Source organism: Streptomyces sp. NPDC091279 (assembly GCF_044757465.1).
Lineage (GTDB): Bacteria > Actinomycetota > Actinomycetes > Streptomycetales > Streptomycetaceae > Streptomyces.
In genome coordinates this window covers 18070-36401 of the sequence record NZ_JBIVVA010000015.1, presented here as the reverse complement: position 1 = coordinate 36401, position 18332 = coordinate 18070, and the positions used below count along the sequence as shown (strand labels likewise).

General features: G+C 70.8%; 17 protein-coding genes and 1 pseudogene. 9 read left to right on the top strand and 9 right to left on the bottom strand.

The features are described 5' to 3' along the window. Positions 1-96: 96 nt before the first annotated feature. The 3 genes and pseudogenes from ACIQOU_RS31570 to ACIQOU_RS31560 all read right to left on the bottom strand — a co-directional run. Positions 97-915, bottom strand: a pseudogene (locus tag ACIQOU_RS31570) (CoA transferase); the annotation flags it as partial. 133 nt (positions 916-1048) lie between these two features. Beyond that, positions 1049-2578: a S8 family peptidase gene (locus ACIQOU_RS31565; RefSeq protein WP_401542290.1), complete on the bottom strand. Its 1530-nt coding sequence runs from the start codon at positions 2576-2578 to the stop codon at positions 1049-1051. Between the two features lie 217 nt (positions 2579-2795). After that, entirely contained in the window at positions 2796-4346 is a 1551-nt protein-coding gene (locus ACIQOU_RS31560; protein WP_401542288.1) for a S8 family peptidase, read from the bottom strand. A gap of 277 nt (positions 4347-4623) precedes the next feature. Here ACIQOU_RS31560 and ACIQOU_RS31555 point away from each other — a divergent pair, with 277 nt between their 5' ends. From ACIQOU_RS31555 to moaA, 3 genes are all read left to right on the top strand, one after another. Further along, positions 4624-4980: a DUF485 domain-containing protein gene (locus ACIQOU_RS31555; protein ID WP_401542286.1), complete on the top strand. Its 357-nt coding sequence runs from the start codon at positions 4624-4626 to the stop codon at positions 4978-4980. Then, complete coding sequence (locus ACIQOU_RS31550) at positions 4977-6596, top strand: cation acetate symporter (RefSeq protein WP_401542283.1); 1620 nt, start codon at positions 4977-4979, stop codon at positions 6594-6596. The genes ACIQOU_RS31555 and ACIQOU_RS31550 overlap by 4 nt, the downstream gene beginning before the upstream one ends. Positions 6597-6746: 150 nt before the next feature. Then, positions 6747-7736, top strand: coding sequence for a GTP 3',8-cyclase MoaA (gene moaA / locus ACIQOU_RS31545; RefSeq protein WP_401542281.1), 990 nt, complete (start codon positions 6747-6749; stop codon positions 7734-7736). Here moaA and ACIQOU_RS31540 read toward each other — a convergent pair whose 3' ends face one another. Further along, on the bottom strand, positions 7737-7955 hold the full coding sequence (locus ACIQOU_RS31540) for a hypothetical protein (protein ID WP_401542278.1): 219 nt from the start codon (positions 7953-7955) through the stop codon (positions 7737-7739). It abuts the gene before it with no gap. A gap of 284 nt (positions 7956-8239) precedes the next feature. Next, the gene (locus ACIQOU_RS31535) at positions 8240-8638 is read right to left on the bottom strand and encodes a DUF3099 domain-containing protein (protein WP_401542276.1); all 399 of its coding nucleotides are present in this window, start codon (positions 8636-8638) and stop codon (positions 8240-8242) included. A gap of 244 nt (positions 8639-8882) precedes the next feature. On the opposite strand from ACIQOU_RS31535, the gene ACIQOU_RS31530 reads away from it, so the two are divergent. Continuing rightward, positions 8883-9170 carry a GlsB/YeaQ/YmgE family stress response membrane protein gene (locus tag ACIQOU_RS31530; RefSeq protein WP_401542273.1) on the top strand — a complete coding sequence of 96 codons (288 nt, stop codon included), beginning with the start codon at positions 8883-8885 and terminating at the stop codon, positions 9168-9170. A gap of 78 nt (positions 9171-9248) precedes the next feature. On the opposite strand, the gene tyrS is transcribed toward ACIQOU_RS31530, so the two are convergent. Genes tyrS through ACIQOU_RS31515 form a run of 3 tightly spaced genes read right to left on the bottom strand, consistent with a single transcriptional unit; the run spans position 9249 to position 13477 of the window. Further along, the gene (tyrS, locus tag ACIQOU_RS31525) at positions 9249-10517 is read right to left on the bottom strand and encodes a tyrosine--tRNA ligase (RefSeq protein WP_401542271.1); all 1269 of its coding nucleotides are present in this window, start codon (positions 10515-10517) and stop codon (positions 9249-9251) included. A 45-nt stretch (positions 10518-10562) separates the two neighbouring features. Then, entirely contained in the window at positions 10563-11957 is a 1395-nt protein-coding gene (locus ACIQOU_RS31520) for a metallopeptidase TldD-related protein (RefSeq protein WP_401542269.1), read from the bottom strand. Beyond that, a complete protein-coding gene (locus ACIQOU_RS31515; protein ID WP_401542585.1) occupies positions 11954-13477 on the bottom strand; it encodes a TldD/PmbA family protein in 1524 nt (507 codons plus the stop codon). The genes ACIQOU_RS31520 and ACIQOU_RS31515 overlap by 4 nt, the downstream gene beginning before the upstream one ends. Positions 13478-13776: 299 nt before the next feature. Between ACIQOU_RS31515 and fabG the strand changes: the two genes are divergently transcribed. The 3 genes from fabG (at position 13777) to ACIQOU_RS31500 (ending at position 15798) form a co-directional block, all read left to right on the top strand. Further along, positions 13777-14481 carry a 3-oxoacyl-[acyl-carrier-protein] reductase gene (gene fabG / locus ACIQOU_RS31510; protein WP_401542266.1) on the top strand — a complete coding sequence of 235 codons (705 nt, stop codon included), beginning with the start codon at positions 13777-13779 and terminating at the stop codon, positions 14479-14481. 3 nt (positions 14482-14484) lie between these two features. Continuing rightward, a complete protein-coding gene (fabI, locus tag ACIQOU_RS31505) occupies positions 14485-15252 on the top strand; it encodes an enoyl-ACP reductase FabI (protein WP_401542263.1) in 768 nt (255 codons plus the stop codon). A 204-nt stretch (positions 15253-15456) separates the two neighbouring features. Continuing rightward, positions 15457-15798 (top strand): hypothetical protein, encoded by a 342-nt coding sequence (locus ACIQOU_RS31500; protein ID WP_401542260.1) that lies wholly within the window; start codon positions 15457-15459, stop codon positions 15796-15798. On the opposite strand, the gene ACIQOU_RS31495 is transcribed toward ACIQOU_RS31500, so the two are convergent. Then, positions 15779-16468, bottom strand: a complete 690-nt coding sequence (locus tag ACIQOU_RS31495; RefSeq protein WP_401542257.1) for a FadR/GntR family transcriptional regulator — start codon at positions 16466-16468, stop codon at positions 15779-15781. The genes ACIQOU_RS31500 and ACIQOU_RS31495 overlap by 20 nt on opposite strands. A gap of 70 nt (positions 16469-16538) precedes the next feature. Here ACIQOU_RS31495 and ACIQOU_RS31490 point away from each other — a divergent pair, with 70 nt between their 5' ends. Both ACIQOU_RS31490 and ACIQOU_RS31485 read left to right on the top strand, forming a co-directional pair. Further along, positions 16539-17936 carry a CynX/NimT family MFS transporter gene (locus tag ACIQOU_RS31490; protein ID WP_401542255.1) on the top strand — a complete coding sequence of 466 codons (1398 nt, stop codon included), beginning with the start codon at positions 16539-16541 and terminating at the stop codon, positions 17934-17936. Positions 17937-17984: 48 nt separating this feature from the next. Continuing rightward, a complete protein-coding gene (locus tag ACIQOU_RS31485) occupies positions 17985-18101 on the top strand; it encodes an SGM_5486 family transporter-associated protein (RefSeq protein WP_401542252.1) in 117 nt (38 codons plus the stop codon). Positions 18102-18332: the final 231 nt, after the last annotated feature.

Sequence of the window (18332 nt, the reverse complement as noted above, 5' to 3'; positions counted from 1 at the left end):
CCACCAACGACACTGAGCCGAACGGGTGACGGGCCGGGCCCTCACAGCTTCAAGATCATCCCATGGCCCCTTCTGGGCTCACCTCGGCGATACCCCGTCCACACGCAGCACGTCCGCGCCCAGCAGAGCCAGTGTCCGGGTGGCGACCGGACCGGCGATGACCCTGGTCAGGTCGAGCACCCGCACCCCGGCCGCGGGCAGGGCGACGGCGCCGGGTTCCACGCCGGTACGCGTGCGTGCCGGGGCCGCGTCCAGCCGACCGCGTTCCACCAGCGGGCGCCGGACCACCTCGGCACCCTGCGTGTGTGCGGCCCACTGTGCCGGGGTGCGCAGGGCCACGGCCAGCCCGCCGGCCGCGTACACCGCGTCCTCGACGTCGGCCGACGTGCGCTCGGCGAGCACTACGGCGACACGGCCCACGGCGTCCGAGGCGACCACGTCATCCAGGTCATCCAGGTCATCCACGTCATCCACCTCCACCGTGTCCAGGTGATCCGGGACGCCCAGTGCGGCCAGCAACCGGGCTCGGTGATGCGGGTAGTTGGCGTGCGTGCGCACCCACCCGTCGGCCGTCCGCCAGAACCGTGACAACGGGGCGAACGTGACCGGCGCCCGCCCCTCCACGCGGAGATGCCGCTCACTGGTGAACGCCGTCGCCACCGCCCCGTCGTCCACCCGCACGGACGGCACCTCGGCGGCACCGGCGCGCCGCGCCCCCAGCTCGGCGGCGACCAGGGCGCACGCGGCGACGCAGATTCGGGCCAACTCCCTGACGGGAAGCCGCGCGTGGAGCACGTCACGGCGGACGACGGTCGCTACATGAGAGGTCAGTGCTGGATCGCCGCCGAGGGTTGACCAGACCGTCCTGATGTCGGCATGGAATCCATCATTGATTCCAATGTTGATACCAGTCATGACTTCGCTATGCAGTATTGATTCAATCAACTATTGACCGCAGTGGACGATGGCAGCGCGAAGGGGCCGGCCGGGCGTTCCTGCCCCCGTCCGGCCCCCTCTTGCCGCGCTACAGCCCTATCGCGCTATCGCCCTACCGCGTCACCGCCGCCAACGCGTTCGCGATGCCCACGCCGTAGAAGCCGTTGTAGTTCCTCGCCCCCTCGCACACCGCGTCGACCTTGCCGTCGCCGTTGATGTCGTACGGGTCGGTGCACGGCGTCGCGTCGGCCTCCGCGTACAGCAGGGCCTTCACCAGGGCCGCCGAGGCATGCGGATGGGTTGACTTGATCAATGCGGCCACCCCGGCGACATGCGGCGACGCCATCGAGGTGCCGGCCATGTAGCCCCATGTGCCGCCGGGCAGCGGGCCCAGGATCGCCCCGTTGGTGGCCGGCGAGGCCGGGGGCTGGTAGGCGGTCGTGTCCCCGCCGGGCGCGGCGATGTCGATGACACCGAGGCCGTAGTTGGAGAAGGACGACTTCAGGTCCTTCGCGCCGGTCGACGCGACCGTCACCACGCCCGGCAACTGGGTCGGCAGATCCAGGCACTCGCTCGGGTCGATCACCCGGTCCCCGGGCGTGCCGTCGTTCGGCGAGGCCGGGTCGGTGATCTCGTCGGCGGCGAGGTCGTAGCGGCTGTTGCCGGCCGCGGCGACGTTGACCACGCCCTTGCGCTCCGCGTACCGGGTGGCCCGGCCGACGGCGTCGACGAGCGCCTTCTGATCCGGGTCGGTCGTGCAGTTGAAGTACCAAGGGTCGGTGTAATAGCTGTTGTTGGTGACATCGACGCCGTGCTCGGCCGCCCACACGAAGCCGCAGACCACCGCCTCCACGTAGAAGAACGCGTCCGTCGTGCCCACCTTGATGCCGGCGACCTTCACACCGGGCGCGACCCCGGTCACGCCGATGCCGTTCTTGGCGGCGGCGATCTCACCGGCCACGTGCGTGCCGTGCGGGCTCTCCTCGGCGGTCGGCCGCCAGGCGCCGTCGGTCGTGTCGGGCTTGCCCGAGACACAGTTGACGGAGGCCTTCCGGTCGAAGTTGGGCGCGAGGTCGGGGTGGGTGTCGTCGACGCCCGTGTCGATCACGGCGACGGTCACCTTCGGGCTGCCCAGCGACTTCTCGTGCGCCTGGTCGGCCTTGATGGCCCCCAGGTCCCACTGCAACGGCTCCAACGGGTCCTGCCCGCCGGTCGCGTGGACGTCCCCCAGCTCCTGTGCGGTGAGCGCCCTCGGCGCGCCCTCGTCGGCCGTCGACTGGGCGGGCAGCGGCGCGGTGCGGGTGTTGCCCGCCGACTCGACCCCGGGCACCCGGCGGATCGTCCGCGCGAAGTCGGGGTCCGCCGCGTGGACGACGATCACGCCGATCTCGTCGTACGACGTCACGATCGTGCCGCCGGCCCGCTCGATCGCCCTCTTCGCGATCCCCGAAGGGCCGTGCCCGGGGCGGACGTTGACGACATAGCTGAGCGTGGTGCCGTCGCTCACGGTGGCCGGCGTGGCGACCGGGGCGTCGGTGGCCGCCACGGCCGTGAGGTTCGGCAGGAAGGCGAAGGCCGTCGCCATGGCCATGCCGAGCGGGAACGTGATCGCGCGGCGCAGCCGGGGGTGAGGCGCTGTCATGTGGGGATGTCTCCAGTTTCGTTCGCGGAACGAGCGGTACCAGCAACACGGCGGTCCATGGTGTCCATATGGTCCAGGTCATCCATGCGACGCGATCCATATCGACCATCTGGTCCACCCCGTCCACCCCGTCCACCTGGTCCAGGTGGACGGGCGGGAACCCCGGGGCCGTGACCCCCGGGCAGGGCCGGCTAGGTCAACGGGCTCCTTGAGCGGGCTACTTCACCGCACGCAGCGCGTTGACGACGCCGGAGCCGTAGAAGCCGTTGACGCGCTTGCCGCCCACGCAGGTGGCGTCCACCACGCCGTCGCCGTCCCCGTCGTACGGGTCGGTCGGGCAGCCCGGGTTGTCCGCCTGCGCCTTCAGGAGCTGCTGGAGGCGGGCCGGGGAGGCGTGCGGGTGCGTCGACTTCAGCAGCGCCGCGACGCCCGCGACGTGCGGCGCCGCCATCGAGGTGCCCTGGAGGAACCCGTAGGCGTTGTTCGGCAGGGTGGACAGGATGCGGCCGTTCTGCGACGGCGTGTCCGGGATCTGGTACCTGTCGCCGCCCGGCCCCGCGACATCGACCACACCGGCGCCGTAGCTGGAGTAGTACGACTTGGTCCCGTTGACGCCGGTCGCGCTGACCGTGACCACGCCGGGAAGCTGGGTCGGCAGGTCGAAGCACTCGTGCGGGTCGATCGTCCGGTTCAGGGGCGTCGAGTCGTCGGGGCTGGAGGTGTCGAGGATGGCGTCGGCGTCGAGGTCGTGGTTGGAGTTGCCCGCCGAGGCCACATTGAGCGTGCCCTTGCGTTGCGCGTACAGCTGAGCCCTATTGACCGAATCAACGATGGCGCGCTGGTCCGGGTCGTCCATGCAGTTGTACATCCATGGATCAACGTAATAGCTGTTGTTGGTGACCTCGACGCCATGGTCGGCGGCGAACACGAACGCGCACACCACGCTCTCCGGGAAGAACAGCGAGTCGGCGTCCGGCTGGGCCACGGTGATGCTCGCGACCTTCACGCCGGGCGCGACACCGGCGACGCCGACGCCGTTGCGGGCCGCCGCGATCTCGCCCGCCACATGCGTGCCGTGGTAGTGGTCCGCGTCCACCGGACGCCAGGAACCGTAGGTGGTGTCCGCCTTGCCGCTGGCGCAGTTCGCCGACTGGGAGGCGGAGAAGTTGGGCGCGAGGTCGGGGTGGGTGTCGTCGACGCCGGTGTCGATCACGGCGACGGTGACCTTCTTGCTGCCCGGGTCGATCCGCGCGGCCCGGTCGGCGCCGATCGCCCGCAGGTCCCACTGGTCGGCCTCCAGCGGCTCCTGGCCGCTCGCCGAGGCCCCCGCGATCTTCGCCGCCTCCGCCCTGGAGAGGACCTGCGCCGCGCCCTCGTCCGTCGTCGCGGCCGCCGCCACCGGAGAGGTCCGGGAGGCGCCCGCCGACTGCACCCCGCGCACCGTGCGTATCCCGCGCGCGAAGTCGGGGTCGGCGGAGCGGGCGACGATCACGCCTATCTTCTCGTACGCCGCCACGACCGAACCCCCGGCCGCATGGATCGCCTTCTTGACCGACGTGACCGTCTTGACGTCCGGCCGGGTGTTGACGAGATAGGCGTAGGTCGCCGCGTCGGCGCCCCGCGCGGTCGACGTCGACACGGCCGACGCGCCCGCCCCCGCGCCCGGCGCGGCCTGCGCCGCCGTGGGCAGGAAACCGAGCGAGGCGGTCAGCGAGAGCGCGACCGGCACGGCGAGGGCGAGGCGGCGTCTGGAAGGCAGATGAGCCATGGGGTCTCCACAACATCCGAGTACGAACCCGCCCGGGACACAGGTGCCGTCTGGGCAGGTACATGACCAACAGTGCAGGTCGAAGCTATCTCCCCAACTCCCCGGCCAGCAATGACCTTTCGCCGGTGACCTGGCCACGGCAAGACGGTGACCTGGTCACGGCAGAGGGAGTTGAAAGAGCGGTGAACCTGCCCCCGCACCGCGCCGTGCCCTTGAACAGGGAGCACGACCCCGCCCGTCCGCTGTCCCACCAGCACCCGCAACGCGAGGAGACTCCGTGGCCACCGAGACACAGCCACCGTCCAAGACGCCAGACCGACTCCCGCCCACCGAGGAGTTCGTGGCGATGCAGAAGAGCGCGGAGTTCGTCGAACTGCGCACCTCGTACCGCGGCTTCGCCTTCCCGCTGACCGTCGCCTTCATCGCCTGGTACCTGCTGTACGTCCTGCTGTCCAACTACGCGGGCGCCTTCATGGGCACCAAGCTGTTCGGCAACATCAACGTCGCCCTCGGCCTGGGCCTCGCCCAGTTCCTCACCACGTTCCTCATCGCCTGGTGGTACGCGCGGCACGCCGCCGCGACGTTCGACCCCAGGGCCGAGGAGATCAAGTCCCGCATGGAGGACGGCGTATGAGCCCCGCCATCACCCTGGCCGCCGGAGCGGCCAGCGACCACCGGACGCTGATCATCACCCTGTTCTCGGTGTTCGTCGCCGCGACCCTGGTGATCACCGTCTGGGCCGGCCGGCAGACCAAGGACGCCGCCGACTTCTACGCCGGCGGACGGCAGTTCACCGGATTCCAGAACGGACTAGCCGTCTCCGGCGACTACATGTCCGCCGCGTCCTTCCTCGGCATCGCCGGCGCCATCGCCCTCTTCGGCTACGACGGCTTCCTGTACTCCATCGGCTTCCTGGTCGCCTGGCTGGTCGCCCTGCTCCTGGTCGCCGAGCCGCTGCGCAACTCCGGCCGCTACACCATGGGCGACGTCCTCGCCTACCGGATGCGCCAGCGCCCGGTACGCACCGCGGCCGGCACCTCCACCATCGTCGTCTCGATCTTCTACCTGCTCGCGCAGATGGCCGGCGCGGGCGTCCTGGTCTCCCTGCTGCTCGGCATCACCAGCGACGCGGGCAAGATCGGCATCGTCGCCCTGGTCGGGCTCCTGATGATCGTGTACGTCACGATCGGCGGCATGAAGGGCACCACCTGGGTCCAGATGGTCAAGGCCGTCCTGCTGATCGCCGGCGCCCTCCTGCTGACCTTCCTGGTCCTGCTGAAGTTCCACTTCAACGTCTCCGACCTGCTCGGCTCCGCCGCCGAGAACAGCGGCAAGGGCTCCGCCTTCCTGGAGCCCGGCCTCAAGTACGGCGCCACCGGCACCACCAAACTGGACTTCCTCTCCCTGGGCATCGCCCTGGTCCTGGGTACCGCAGGGCTGCCGCACATCCTGATCCGCTTCTACACGGTCCCGACGGCCAAGGCCGCCCGTAAGTCCGTGATCTGGGCGATCGGCCTGATCGGCGCCTTCTACCTGATGACCCTGGCACTCGGCTTCGGCGCCGCCGCGCTGATCAAACCCGGCGAGATCATTGCCTCCAACAAGGCGGGCAACACGGCCGCGCCCCTGCTCGCCCTGCACCTCGGCGGAACCGACTCCAACTGGGGCGCGATCCTCCTCGCCACCATCTCCGCCGTCGCCTTCGCCACCATCCTCGCCGTCGTCGCGGGCCTGACCCTGGCCTCGTCCTCGTCGTTCGCCCACGACATCTACGCGAACGTCATCAAGCGCGGCAAGGCCAGTGAGAAGGAGGAACTGGGCGCCGCCCGCTGGGCCACCGTCGGCATCGGCGCCGTCTCCATCGTGCTGGGCGCCCTCGCCCGTGACCTGAACGTCGCGGGCCTGGTCGCCCTCGCCTTCGCGGTCGCCGCCTCCGCCAACCTGCCGACGATCCTCTACAGCCTCTTCTGGAAACGGTTCACCACGGCAGGAGCCCTCTGGTCGATCTACGGCGGCCTGGTCACCGCGGTCGGCCTGGTGCTGTTCTCGCCGGTCGTCTCCGGCAAGCCCACCTCGATGTTCCCGGGCGTCGACTTCCACTGGTTCCCGCTGGAGAACCCCGGCATCATCTCGATCCCGGTCGGCTTCCTGCTCGGCGTTCTCGGCACCTACCTCTCCAAGGAGGAGCCCGACCAGGGCAAGTACGCGGAACTGGAGGTCCGTTCCCTCACCGGCACCGGCGCCCACTGAGCACCGCCCGCCCCGTCCCGGCCGCGTCGTGGCTCCTACGACGCGGCCGAGCCGTTCCTCGTGGGATCGGGCCCTGTCACTGTCAGTGGGGTCGCGTAGGCTCGAAGACGACGGATCAGGACCGGACCTACGACGAGGAAGGGGGCGCACGTGCTCGTCGACACCTACGGCCGGGTCGCCACCGACCTGCGGGTCTCGCTGACCGACCGGTGCAATCTGCGCTGCACCTACTGCATGCCCGAAGCGGGCCTCAAGTGGCTCGCCAAGCCCGACCTGCTCACCGACGACGAGATCGTCCGCCTCATCGACATCGCCGTCACCTCCCTGGGCATCGAGGAGGTCCGCTTCACCGGCGGCGAACCCCTGCTGCGGCCTGGCCTGGTCGGCATCGTGGAGCGGGTCGCCGCCCTCACCCCCCGCCCCCGCATGTCCCTGACCACCAACGGCATCGGCCTCAAGCGCACCGCCCGCGCCCTCAAGGCGGCCGGCCTCGACCGGGTCAACGTCTCCCTGGACACCCTGCGCCCCGACGTCTTCAAGGCCCTCACCCGCAGGGACCGCCTGCACGACGTCCTCGACGGCCTCGCCGCCGCCCACGAGGCCGGCCTCACCCCGGTCAAGGTGAACGCGGTCCTCATGCCGGGCCGCAACGACGACGAGGCCCCCGACCTGCTGGCCTGGGCTCTGGAGCACGGCTACGAACTCCGCTTCATCGAGCAGATGCCGTTGGACGCCCAGCACGGCTGGAAGCGCGACGGCATGGTCACCGCCGACGACATCCTCACCTCGCTGCGCACCCGCTTCGAGCTGACCCCCGAGGGCGCCGAGGCGCGCGGCGCCGCGCCCGCCGAGCGCTGGACCGTCGACGGCGGCCCGCACCGCGTCGGCGTGATCGCCTCCGTCACCCGCCCGTTCTGCGCGGCCTGCGACCGCACCCGCCTCACCGCCGACGGCCAGATACGCACCTGCCTCTTCGCCCGCGAGGAGACCGACCTGCGCGCGGCCCTGCGCTCCGGCGCCCCCGCCGAGGAGATATCCCGGATCTGGCGCGAGGCCATGTGGGGAAAGAAGGCCGGTTCCGGCCTGGACGATCCGACCTTCCTCCAGCCGGACCGCCCGATGTCCGCGATCGGCGGCTGACTAGGAGCCCGCGTCCGCTTCCCACTCCGACAGCAGGACGACGTCCTTCAGGAAGCCCCGCAGATCCAGGAACTGCGACAGATGATCCCGGTGCTCCTCGCACGCCAGCCATGTCTTGCGCCGGTCAGGGGTGTGCAGCTTCGGGTTGTTCCAGGCCAGCACCCAAACGGCGGCGGCACGGCAGCCCTTGGCGGAGCAGATCGGGGTCTCGTCACTCACAGGTTCGTCTCGCAGAGAGGGGGGGAGGTTCGCGGCGGCACGGCCACCCGCAAAGGCGACGCCGAGCAGCCACGGGGGGAGCTGCCCGGCGTCGGTCCGTCGCTCCGACGGGGGATGCGGAGCGCTTTGGAAGTATGTCACGGGAGACCCGCCGCCCGGCACCGGAACAACATGATTGATCTGAGCTTTTCTTGAGCTTGGCGGGCGCCTGACTTCCGCTTTCCGGCCATCTCGGCACCCTCCTCGGCCCACCCTCGGAAGGCCGGGAGACCGTTCCCGGAAGGTCAGGCCGGCTCCCGCGGTGCACTGCGCGCACCCGGCGCACGCCCGTCCGGAACATCCTCCGCAACGGCGTCCGCGCGGCCGTCGTCCGGCCCGGACCCGGCGAGCATCGGCCGGGTCGGAGCCGTCACGAACGTCGAGGGCAGCCCCGGCGCGTTCTCCCGGCCCGCGTTCGCGATCACCACGGCGACATAGGGGAGCAGCATCCCCAGCGCCAACGCCACGACGGCGACGTGCCGTTCGACGTTCCACAGCGTGGTCGCGAGGATCACGGAGAGGGTGCGGATCAGCATGGAGATGATGTACCGGCGCTGCCGGCCGCGTACGTCCTCGTCGAGCCCGGTACGGGCCCCGGTGATCCGGAACACCTGGCCGTTGCCATCGCCCTGCCGCTTCCGCATCACGTTCCACCATCCGCCCGCATCGGACTCTCCCCGGCCCACGCCCGGTCGGCCTCCGGTCAGGGGTGTCTCCGGGCAGCTCTTACGGTACGCCGCACCCCGTCCGGCCACGAGAGCGGGTCACCCTCGTCCGGGACCGACAGGACCGGGCCGCGCTCCGTACGGCCGCGCCCGACATGCGCCGTAGGACCCACGGGCCGACACTGGGCGAGAAGCTGGCATCGAGCCGTACGAGGAGGCAGCCATGGGCTGGTTGTGGGCGATCATCGTGGGATTCGTGCTGGGCCTGATCGCCAAGGCGATCATCCCGGGCAAGCAGCACAGCCCCCTGTGGTTGACGACGATCTTCGGCATGCTGGGCGCGATCGTCGGCAACGCCGTCGCGCGGGCGGCCGGTGTCGCGGCCACATCGGGTATCGACTGGACCCGGCACGCCTTCCAGCTGATCGCCGCGATCATCATCGTGGCCGTCGGCGACATGCTGTACATGGCGACGCTGGGCAAGCGCAAGCAACGCAGCATGCGCACCTGAGCCGCCGTGGCACCGGGACGCACCGGGGCGCGGGACCCTCACCGGGTCCCGCGCCCCCTCACGTCGCCGGTAACCCCGTTACGCCGACGTCACCTCGACGGCGGCGAGGTTGCGCTTGCCGCGCCGCAGCACCAGCCACCGCCCGTGGATCAGGTCGGCCGCGGTGGGCACCGCGTCCTCGGCCGCGACCTTCACGTTGTTGACGTAGGCGCCGCCCTCCTTCACCGTGCGGCGGGCGGCCGACTTGCTGGCCACCAGGCCGACCTCGGCGAACAGGTCGACGACCGGAGCCAGCTCGGTGACCTGGACGAGCGGCAGCTCGGTGAGCGACGCGGCGAGCGTCTTCTCGTCGAGATCCGCCAGCTCACCCTGGCCGAAGAGGGCCTTCGACGCGGCGACCACCGCGGCCGTCTGGTCCGCTCCGTGCACCAGCGTCGTCAGCTCCTCGGCCAGCGTCCGCTGGGCAGCCCGCGCCTGCGGACGCTCCTCGGTCTGCCGCTCCAGCTCCTCGATCTCCGCGTGCGAGCGGAAACTGAAGATGCGCAGGAACTTGGAGACGTCCCGGTCGTCCGCGTTCAGCCAGAACTGGTAGAACGCGTACGGCGTCGTCATCTCCGGGTCGAGCCAGACCGTGCCGGACTCCGTCTTGCCGAACTTGGTGCCGTCCGCCTTGGTGATCAGCGGCGTGCCCAGCGCGTGCACGGCCGCGTCCGGCTCGACCCGGTGGATCAGGTCGGTGCCCGAGGTGAGGTTGCCCCACTGGTCGCTGCCGCCGGTCTGCAACGTGCAGCCGTAGCGCCGGTACAGCTCCAGGAAGTCCATGCCCTGGAGGATCTGGTAGCTGAACTCGGTGTAGCTGATGCCCGCGTCGGAGTTGAGCCGCCGGGCGACGGCCTCTTTGGCGATCATCTTGTTGACCCGGAAGTACTTGCCCATGTCCCGCAGGAACTCGATGGCCGACATGGGCTGGGTCCAGTCCAGGTTGTTGACCATCACCGCCGCGTTCGGGCCCTCGAAGTCGAGGAGCGGGGCGATCTGCGCGCGCAGCCGCTCCACCCAGTTCGCGACGGTCTCCGGCGCGTTCAGCGTGCGCTCCGCGTTCGGCTTCGGGTCGCCGATCAGGCCCGTGGCGCCCCCGACCAGGCCCAGCGGACGGTTGCCCGCCTGCTGGATGCGGCGCATCGTGAGGATCTGCACCAGGTTGCCGAGGTGCAGGCTGGGCGCGGTCGGGTCGAAGCCGCAATAGAACGTGACAGGACCGTCCGCGAACGCCTTGCGCAATGCGTCCTCGTCGGTGGAGAGGGCGATCAGCCCGCGCCACTTCAGTTCGTCGACGATGTCCGTCACGGTTCTCGTATCTCCTAGGGTCTGGTCAGGTCAGCGGGTACGAGGTTATACGCCCTGACTGACAGAGCTCATATTGAAGTCCGGCACCCTCAGCGCCGGCATCGCCGCCCTAGTGAACCAGTCGCCCCACTCCCTGGGCAGCGTCTTTTCCGTGCGCCCGGCCTCCGAGGCCCGGCGCAGCAGGTCCACCGGGGACTCGTTGAACCGGAAGTTGTTGACCTCCCCGGTCACCTCGCCGTTCTCCACGAGGTACACGCCGTCCCGGGTCAGGCCGGTCAGCAGCAGGGTCGCCGGGTCGACCTCGCGGATGTACCAGAGGCAGGTCAGCAGCAGCCCGCGTTCGGTGGCCGCGACCATCTCGTCCAGGGAGCGGTCGCCGCCGCCGTCCAGAACGAGGTTCTCGACGGTCGGCGCCACCGGGAGGCCGGTCAGGCCCGCGCTGTGCCGGGTGGTCGTCAGCCGGGTCAGCTCGCCGTCGCGCATCCAGTCGGTGGCACCGATCGGCAGGCCGTTGTCGAACACCGACTGATCGCCGCCGGAGGAGTGCGCGAGCACGAACGGCGCCGATTCCAGGCCGGGTTCGTTCGGATCGCTGCGCAGGGTCAACGGCAGCTCGGCGAGCCGGTCGCCGATCCGGGTGCCGCCGCCCGGCCGGGAGAACACTGTGCGGCCCTCGGCCGCGTCCCGGCCCGACTGCGACCAGTACTGGTAGATCAGCAGGTCCGCCACCGCCGTCGGCGGCAGCAGCGTCTCGTACCGCCCGGCGGGCAGTTCCACGCGCCGCTCGGCCCAGCCGAGGCGAACGGCCAACTCCGCGTCCAGCGCCGCCGGATCGACGTCCTTGAAGTCACGCGTGGCCCGGCCCGCCCACGCCGAACGGGTGCGGTCGGGGGACTTGGCGTTCAGCTCCAGCGTGCCGCCCGGCTGGTCGTGCCGCAGCCGCAGCCCCGTCGACGTGCCGAGGTAGCTGGTGACCAGCTCGTGGTTGGCGAAGCCGTACAGCTCCCGGCCACCGGCACGCGCGCGGGCGAACGCCTCGCCCAGGGCGGGCGCGAAGTCGGCGAACACGGCCGACGTGGTCTCGGCGGGCGCGTCCGTGAAGTCCGGCGCCACCGGCACCCCCGTCACCAGCGGCTGCGCGTCCTCGGCGGGCCCCGCACCGCGCGCGGCGGCCTCGGCGGCCCGCACCAGGGACTCCAGCTCGTCCACGGTCACGGCCGACCGGGAGACGACGCCCGAGGCGGTGCCCTGCGCGCCGTCCACGGTGGCGACGACGGTGAGCGTGCGCCCGCGCGTGACGCCGTTCGTGGTCAGCGTGTTGCCCGCCCAGCGCAGATTGGCGGACGACTCCTCGTCGGCGATGACGACACAGCCGTCGGCGGTGGACAGCTCAAGCGCCCGCTCGACGATCTCGTGCGGCTTCTGGGTACGGACGCTCATCGACCGGCCTCCTGGGTGGTGTTCAAGATGTTGACGCCCTTGAAGAGGGCGGAGGGGCAGCCGTGGGACACGGCGGCCACCTGGCCGGGCTGGGCCTTGCCGCAGTTGAAGGCGCCGCCGAGGACGTAGGTCCCCGGACCGCCGACGGCGGCCATCGAGCCCCAGAAGTCGGTGGTCGTCGCCTGATAGGCGACGTCCCGCAGCTGACCGGTGATCCGCCCGTTCTCGATCCGGAAGAACCGCTGCCCGGTGAACTGGAAGTTGTACCGCTGCATGTCGATCGACCACGACCGGTCCCCGACGACGTAGATCCCGCGGTCGACGCCGCCGATGAGGTCCTCCGTGGACAGCCCCGCCGGATCGGGCCGCAGCGACACGTTGGCCATCCGCTGCACGGGCACGTGTCCGGGGGAGTCGGCGTAGGCGCAGCCGTTGGAGCGCTCGAAGCCGGTCAGCCGCGCGATCCTGCGGTCGAGCTGGTAGCCGACCAGGGTGCCGTCCTTGACGAGGTCCCAGGACTGGCCCGCGACGCCCTCGTCGTCGTATCCGACGGTCGCCAGGCCGTGTTCGGCGGTGCGGTCCCCGGTGACGTTCATCAGATCGGAGCCGTACCTGAGCTTGCCGAGCTGGTCGAAGGTGGCGAAGGAGGTACCGGCGTAGGCGGCCTCGTAGCCCAGCGCGCGGTCCAGCTCGGTGGCGTGGCCGATGGACTCGTGGATCGTCAGCCACAGGTTGGACGGGTCGACGACCAGGTCGTACAGGCCCGCCTCGACGCTCGGGGCGCGCATCTTCTCGGCGAGCAGGCCGGGCATGCGCTCCAGCTCGCCGTCCCAGTCCCAGCCGGTGCCGGTCAGGTACTCCCAGCCGCGTCCGGCCGGGGGCGCGAGGGTGCGCATGGAGTCGAACTCGCCGCTCGACTCGTCCACCGACACGGCCGTCAACTGCGGGTGCAGCCGCACGCGTTGCTGCGTGGTCACGGTGCCCGCGGTGTCCGCGTAGAACTTGTTCTCGTGCACGGTGAGCAGCGAGGCGTCGACGTGGTTGACGCCGCTCGCGCCGAGCAGCCGCGCGCTCCAGTCGGCCAGCAGCGCCGACTTCTCCTCACCGGGCACGGTGAACGGGTCGATCTCGTACGACGACACCCAGGTCCGCTCGGCGTGCACCGGCTCGTCGGCCAGCTCGACCCGCTCGTCGGCCCCGGCCGCCCTGATGACCTGCGCCGACAGCTTGGCCATCGCCACCGCTTGGGAGGCCACCTTGGCCGCCGCGTCCATCGTCAGATCCACGCCGGACGCGAACCCCCAGGTGCCGCCGTGCACCACCCTGACCGCGTACCCGAGGTCGGTGGTGTCCGACGACCCGGCGGGCTTGGCGTCCCGCAGCCGCCAGGACGCGCTGCGCACCCGCTCGAACCGGAAGTCGGCGTGGTCGGCGCCGAGCGCACGCGCGCGGGCCAACGCGGCGTCGGCGAGGGCGCGCAGAGGCAGCGCCAGGAAGGTCGGATCGATGCCGTGGACCACAGGTGGTTCCCCCAAGTCGACGAGTGCTCTTCTCTCAGGCGGAGGCCGCAGGACGTGGACGCGCCGCAATGCAGTATGGCGCGCGGCACTGACAACGGTGCGCGACGGGACGGACAGCGGGCTGCGACGGGAGTACGCGACACGGCGTAAAACTGTAGGGACCCCACAGTGACTCCGTTACGTCCCTGTCGGTGCCCGATTCTCCGCGGCCGGGCCGGTACCGATAGGTTTTCGAAGCAGCCGCCTGTCAAGCAGGTGTTCGGGCGGGGCTACCAGACCATTGACGAAAGGGTGATCCGTTGAGCCGCTCGGTTCTCGTCACCGGAGGAAACCGGGGCATCGGCCTCGCCATCGCCCGCGCGTTCGCCGACGCCGGTGACAAGGTCGCCATCACCTACCGTTCGGGCGAACCGCCGGCGGGCTTCCTCGCCGTCAAGTGCGACATCACCGACACCGAGCAGGTGGAGCAGGCCTACAAGGAGATCGAGGCCGAGCACGGCACGGTCGAGGTGCTCGTGGCCAACGCCGGAGTCACCAAGGACCAGCTCCTGATGCGCATGTCCGAGGAGGACTTCACCTCGGTCATCGACACCAACCTCACCGGCGCCTTCCGCGTGGTCAAGCGGGCCAACCGCGGCATGCTGCGCGCCAAGAAGGGCCGCGTCGTCCTCATCTCGTCGGTCGTCGGCCTGTACGGCGGCCCGGGCCAGGCCAACTACGCGGCCTCCAAGGCCGGTCTGGTCGGCTTCGCCCGCTCCCTCGCGCGTGAGCTGGGCTCCCGCAACATCACCTTCAACGTCGTCGCGCCCGGTTTCGTCGACACCGACATGACCAAGGTGCTCACCGACGAGCAGCGCGAGGGCATCGTCAAGCAGGTGCCGCTCGGCCGGTACGCGCAGCCCGAGGAGATCGCCGCGACGGTGCGGTTCCTCGCCTCGGACGACGCCTCGTACATCACTGGAGCCGTCATTCCCGTTGACGGCGGACTGGGAATGGGTCACTGAACCATGAGCGGAATCCTTGAGGGCAAGCGCGTCCTGATCTCCGGTGTGCTGATGGAGTCCTCCATCGCCTTCCACGCCGCGAAGCAGGCCCAGGAGCAGGGCGCCGAGATCATCCTGACCGCGTTCCCGCGGCCCACGCTGACCGAGCGCATCGCCAAGAAGCTCCCCAAGCCCACCAAGGTCATCGAGCTGGACGTCACCAACGACGAGCACCTCGGGCGCCTGGCGGACATCGTCGGCGAGGAGCTGGGCGGCCTCGACGGCGTCGTGCACTCCATCGGCTTCGCCCCGCAGGACGCGCTCGGCGGCAACTTCCTCAACACGCCGTTCGAGTCCGTCGCCACGGCCATGCACGTCTCCGCGTACTCCCTGAAGTCGCTGACGATGGCCTGCCTGCCGCTGATGCAGAACGGCGGCTCCGTCGTCGGCCTCACCTTCGACGCGCAGTACGCGTGGCCGCAGTACGACTGGATGGGCCCGGCCAAGGCGGCCCTGGAGGCCACCAGCCGCTACATCGCCCGCGACCTGGGCAAGCAGAACATCCGCTGCAACCTCATCTCGGCGGGCCCGCTCGGCTCCATGGCCGCCAAGTCCATCCCGGGCTTCAGCGACCTGGCCGCCGTCTGGGACAGCCGCTCGCCGCTGGAGTGGGACCTCAAGGACCCGGAGCCCGCCGGCAAGGGCATCGTCGCGCTGCTGAGCGACTGGTTCCCGAAGACCACCGGCGAGATCATCCACGTGGACGGTGGCCTGCACGCCATCGGCGCCTGACACCCGCCCGAAGGACCGAGAGGGCCCGCACCCGACCAGGTGCGGGCCCTCGTCCATGCCGGGCGGACCGACGGTGCCGTTTCACCCGTTCGGGTCAGCCGACCGGGCGGCGAGGGGTGGTGGGCGCGCACTCTTGAGTCACGTCCGCCGTACGTGTCCCCCGCGCGGTTCCCCCCTCCAGCACGGCCCGAGGAGGTCTTCCTTGTGCGCCTGTCCAGGAGCCTGGCCCCAGTCGGCGTGGCCGTCGCCCTCTTGCTGTCCCTGTCGTACGAGGCGGCCCCGCACGCGCGCGTGAAGAAGCCCGCCCCGGAGCGGCCGTTCGGCGCCGAGTGCCATACCCGGGTGACCGGCTCCCACGTGAGCGCGTACTGCCACAACCCGTATCCGGAGACCGACCGCGTCAGCCTGCACATCAAGTGCGCCCACTGGTGGGACCTGAACGCCGACGGCAGCCCCGTCGACGCAGGACCGGCCGCCACCGTACGGCTGACCGGCCGGTGCTGGAAGGAGATCGGCGTGGTCTGGATCAGCCACCAGAAGCGCTGAAACGGCCCGGACGGCACGGGGACGGATAGTCCGCCGCCTTCGCGCCGGCCGCCTCGGCGTCACCCGCGCGGATCGCGTCGACCAGCTGGGCGTGCTCCATGTACGTCTCCGGCGTCAACGCGCCGCCGATGTCGTCGCGCAGCCAGGACAGCAGCACCTGGCTGAGATCCGCGTACACCGTCGTGATCACGTCGTTGTGGGAGGCGGACACCACCGCCAGATGGAAGGTGGTGTCGGCCGCCACGAAGGCCTCCGCGTCGCCGGACGCCCAGGCCTGCTCGCGCCGTGCCAGGAGCGTGTCGAGCTGCTTGAGGTCCTTCTCGGTGCGCCGCTCGGCTGCCAGCCGGGCCGCCGACGACTCCAGGGTGGACCGCAGTTCGGCGATGTGCCGGGGGTCCGCCTCGGCGAACCTGCGGTGCATCACGCCGGCCAGCTCGCTGGTCGCCACGACGTAGGTGCCCGAGCCCTGGCGGATGTCCAGCAGGCCGTTGTGCGCGAGCGCGCGGACCGCCTCGCGGACGGTGTTGCGGGCGACGCCGAGCTGTTCGACCAGCTCGGGTTCTGTCGGGATGCGCGATCCGACCGGCCACTCGCCCGAGGTGATCTGGTTCCGCAGCGCGGCGATGACCTGTTCGGACAGCGCCGAACGGCGCGGGTGGGTCAAGGGCATGGCACACCTTCGCACGGCCGGGGCGGACGTCGGCGCCCCGGGGATGGACAACCAATCATCCCATCATTCTATGATGGGCCTCATGCCGCGCAAGGAAACCCGGACGATGACGTCCCCGTACATACGCACCCCACAGGCGATCCCGGAGGTCGCCCCGGCCCACACCGCCCCGCGCGCGTGGACGACGCGCCTGCTCATGGTCGGCATCGTGCTGACCGCCCTGAATCTCCGGCCCGCCATCACCAGCCTCGGCGCCCTCCTCGAAGAGGTGCGCGACGGACTCGGCATGAGCGGCGGCCTGGCCGGCGTCCTCACCTCGGTGCCGCCGCTCTGCTTCGCCGTCTTCGGCGTCACCGCCCCGCGCCTGGCCCGCCGGTTCGGCCCGGCCACGGTGGTCTGCGCGGGCATGGTCGCCATCACCGCGGGCCTGCTGATCCGGCCCTACGCGGGCGGCACCGCCGGGTTCCTCGCCGCCAGCGCCCTCGCCCTCATGGGCATCGCCGTCAGCAACGTCCTGATGCCGGTCATCGTCAAGCGCTGGTTCCCGGACCGGGTCGGCTCCATGACCGGCCTGTACTCGATGGCGCTCTCCCTGGGCACGTCCGTCGCGGCGGCCGTCTCGGTGCCGCTCACCCACGCCCTGGGCGGCTGGCGCCCCGGCCTCACGGTGTGGGCGGCCCTCGCGGCGGCGGCGATCCTGCCGTGGCTCCCGTTCGTCCGCGACCAAGGCGGTGACCAGAACACACGGCAACGACGAGAGGCGCCGCGACGCGAGAAGCACACGCGCGTGCAGGCGACGGAAACACCTCTCGCCCCCGCGACGCCCACCCCCACCCGTGACATCCCCGCTGGCATCCCCGCGCGCGGAGCCACCCCGCCCGCCCTGCGCATGACCCGCAGCCGGACCGCCTGGTCGCTCGCCGTCTTCTTCGGGCTCCAGGCCACCGCCGCCTACATCACCATGGGCTGGATGCCGCAGATCTTCCGGGACGCGGGCGTCTCCGCCTCGACCGCCGGTCTGCTGCTCGCCGTGACGATGGCGATGGGCGTGCCGCTCGCCTTCGTCATCCCGCGCGTGGCGACGAGGCTGCCGCACCAGGGGCCCGTCGTGGTCGCCCTCGGCCTCTGCGGCCTCGCCGGCTACGCGGGCCTCTACCTCGCGCCGGCCGCCGGTGCCTGGGCCTGGGTCCTGCTCCTGGGCATCGCCAACTGCGCCTTCCCACTCGCCCTCACGATGGTCGGCCTGCGCTCCCGCACCGGGATGGGCGTCGCCCAGCTGTCGGCGTTCGCGCAGAGCGTCGGCTACCTGATCTCCATCCCCGGCCCGCTCCTGGTCGGCGTCCTCTACCAGAGCAGCGGCGGCTGGGGTGTGCCGATCGCGCTCATGGCGGGCCTGATGGTGCCGCAGATGGCGTTCGGCGTGCTCGCGGGACGCAAGCGCACGGTGGAGGACGAGGCGGCCCGCTGACCTCACCCCGGGGCGTCCGGCCCCGGGCGGGGGTGCGAGACTTGCGGCATGCCAGCGCTCGACCCGAACCCCCAGAACGGCCAGAAGAAGATGCTCCTCGTCTTCGGATCGTTCTTCGCGATCTTCGTGATCATCGCCGTCATCGCGACGATCGCGTCCCCCTGACCGGCGGACAAGCCTCCCCGGGACCGGCCGACAGGCCCCTGTCGGCCCCTCGGCATGACCGCGCTCGGCCGCCCGAGGGTGGGGTTGCCCCCACCATCCCCTAGGGGCGGGTATCAGGGTCAAGTGGGTGGAATCCCGGATGGGTTGGGGGCCGCGGATTCCGTAGCTTCGAAGGGTGGCCGCGAGACGTGAGCGCGGCCCACGGACCAGATCCGTTCGGAGCCCAGCGGA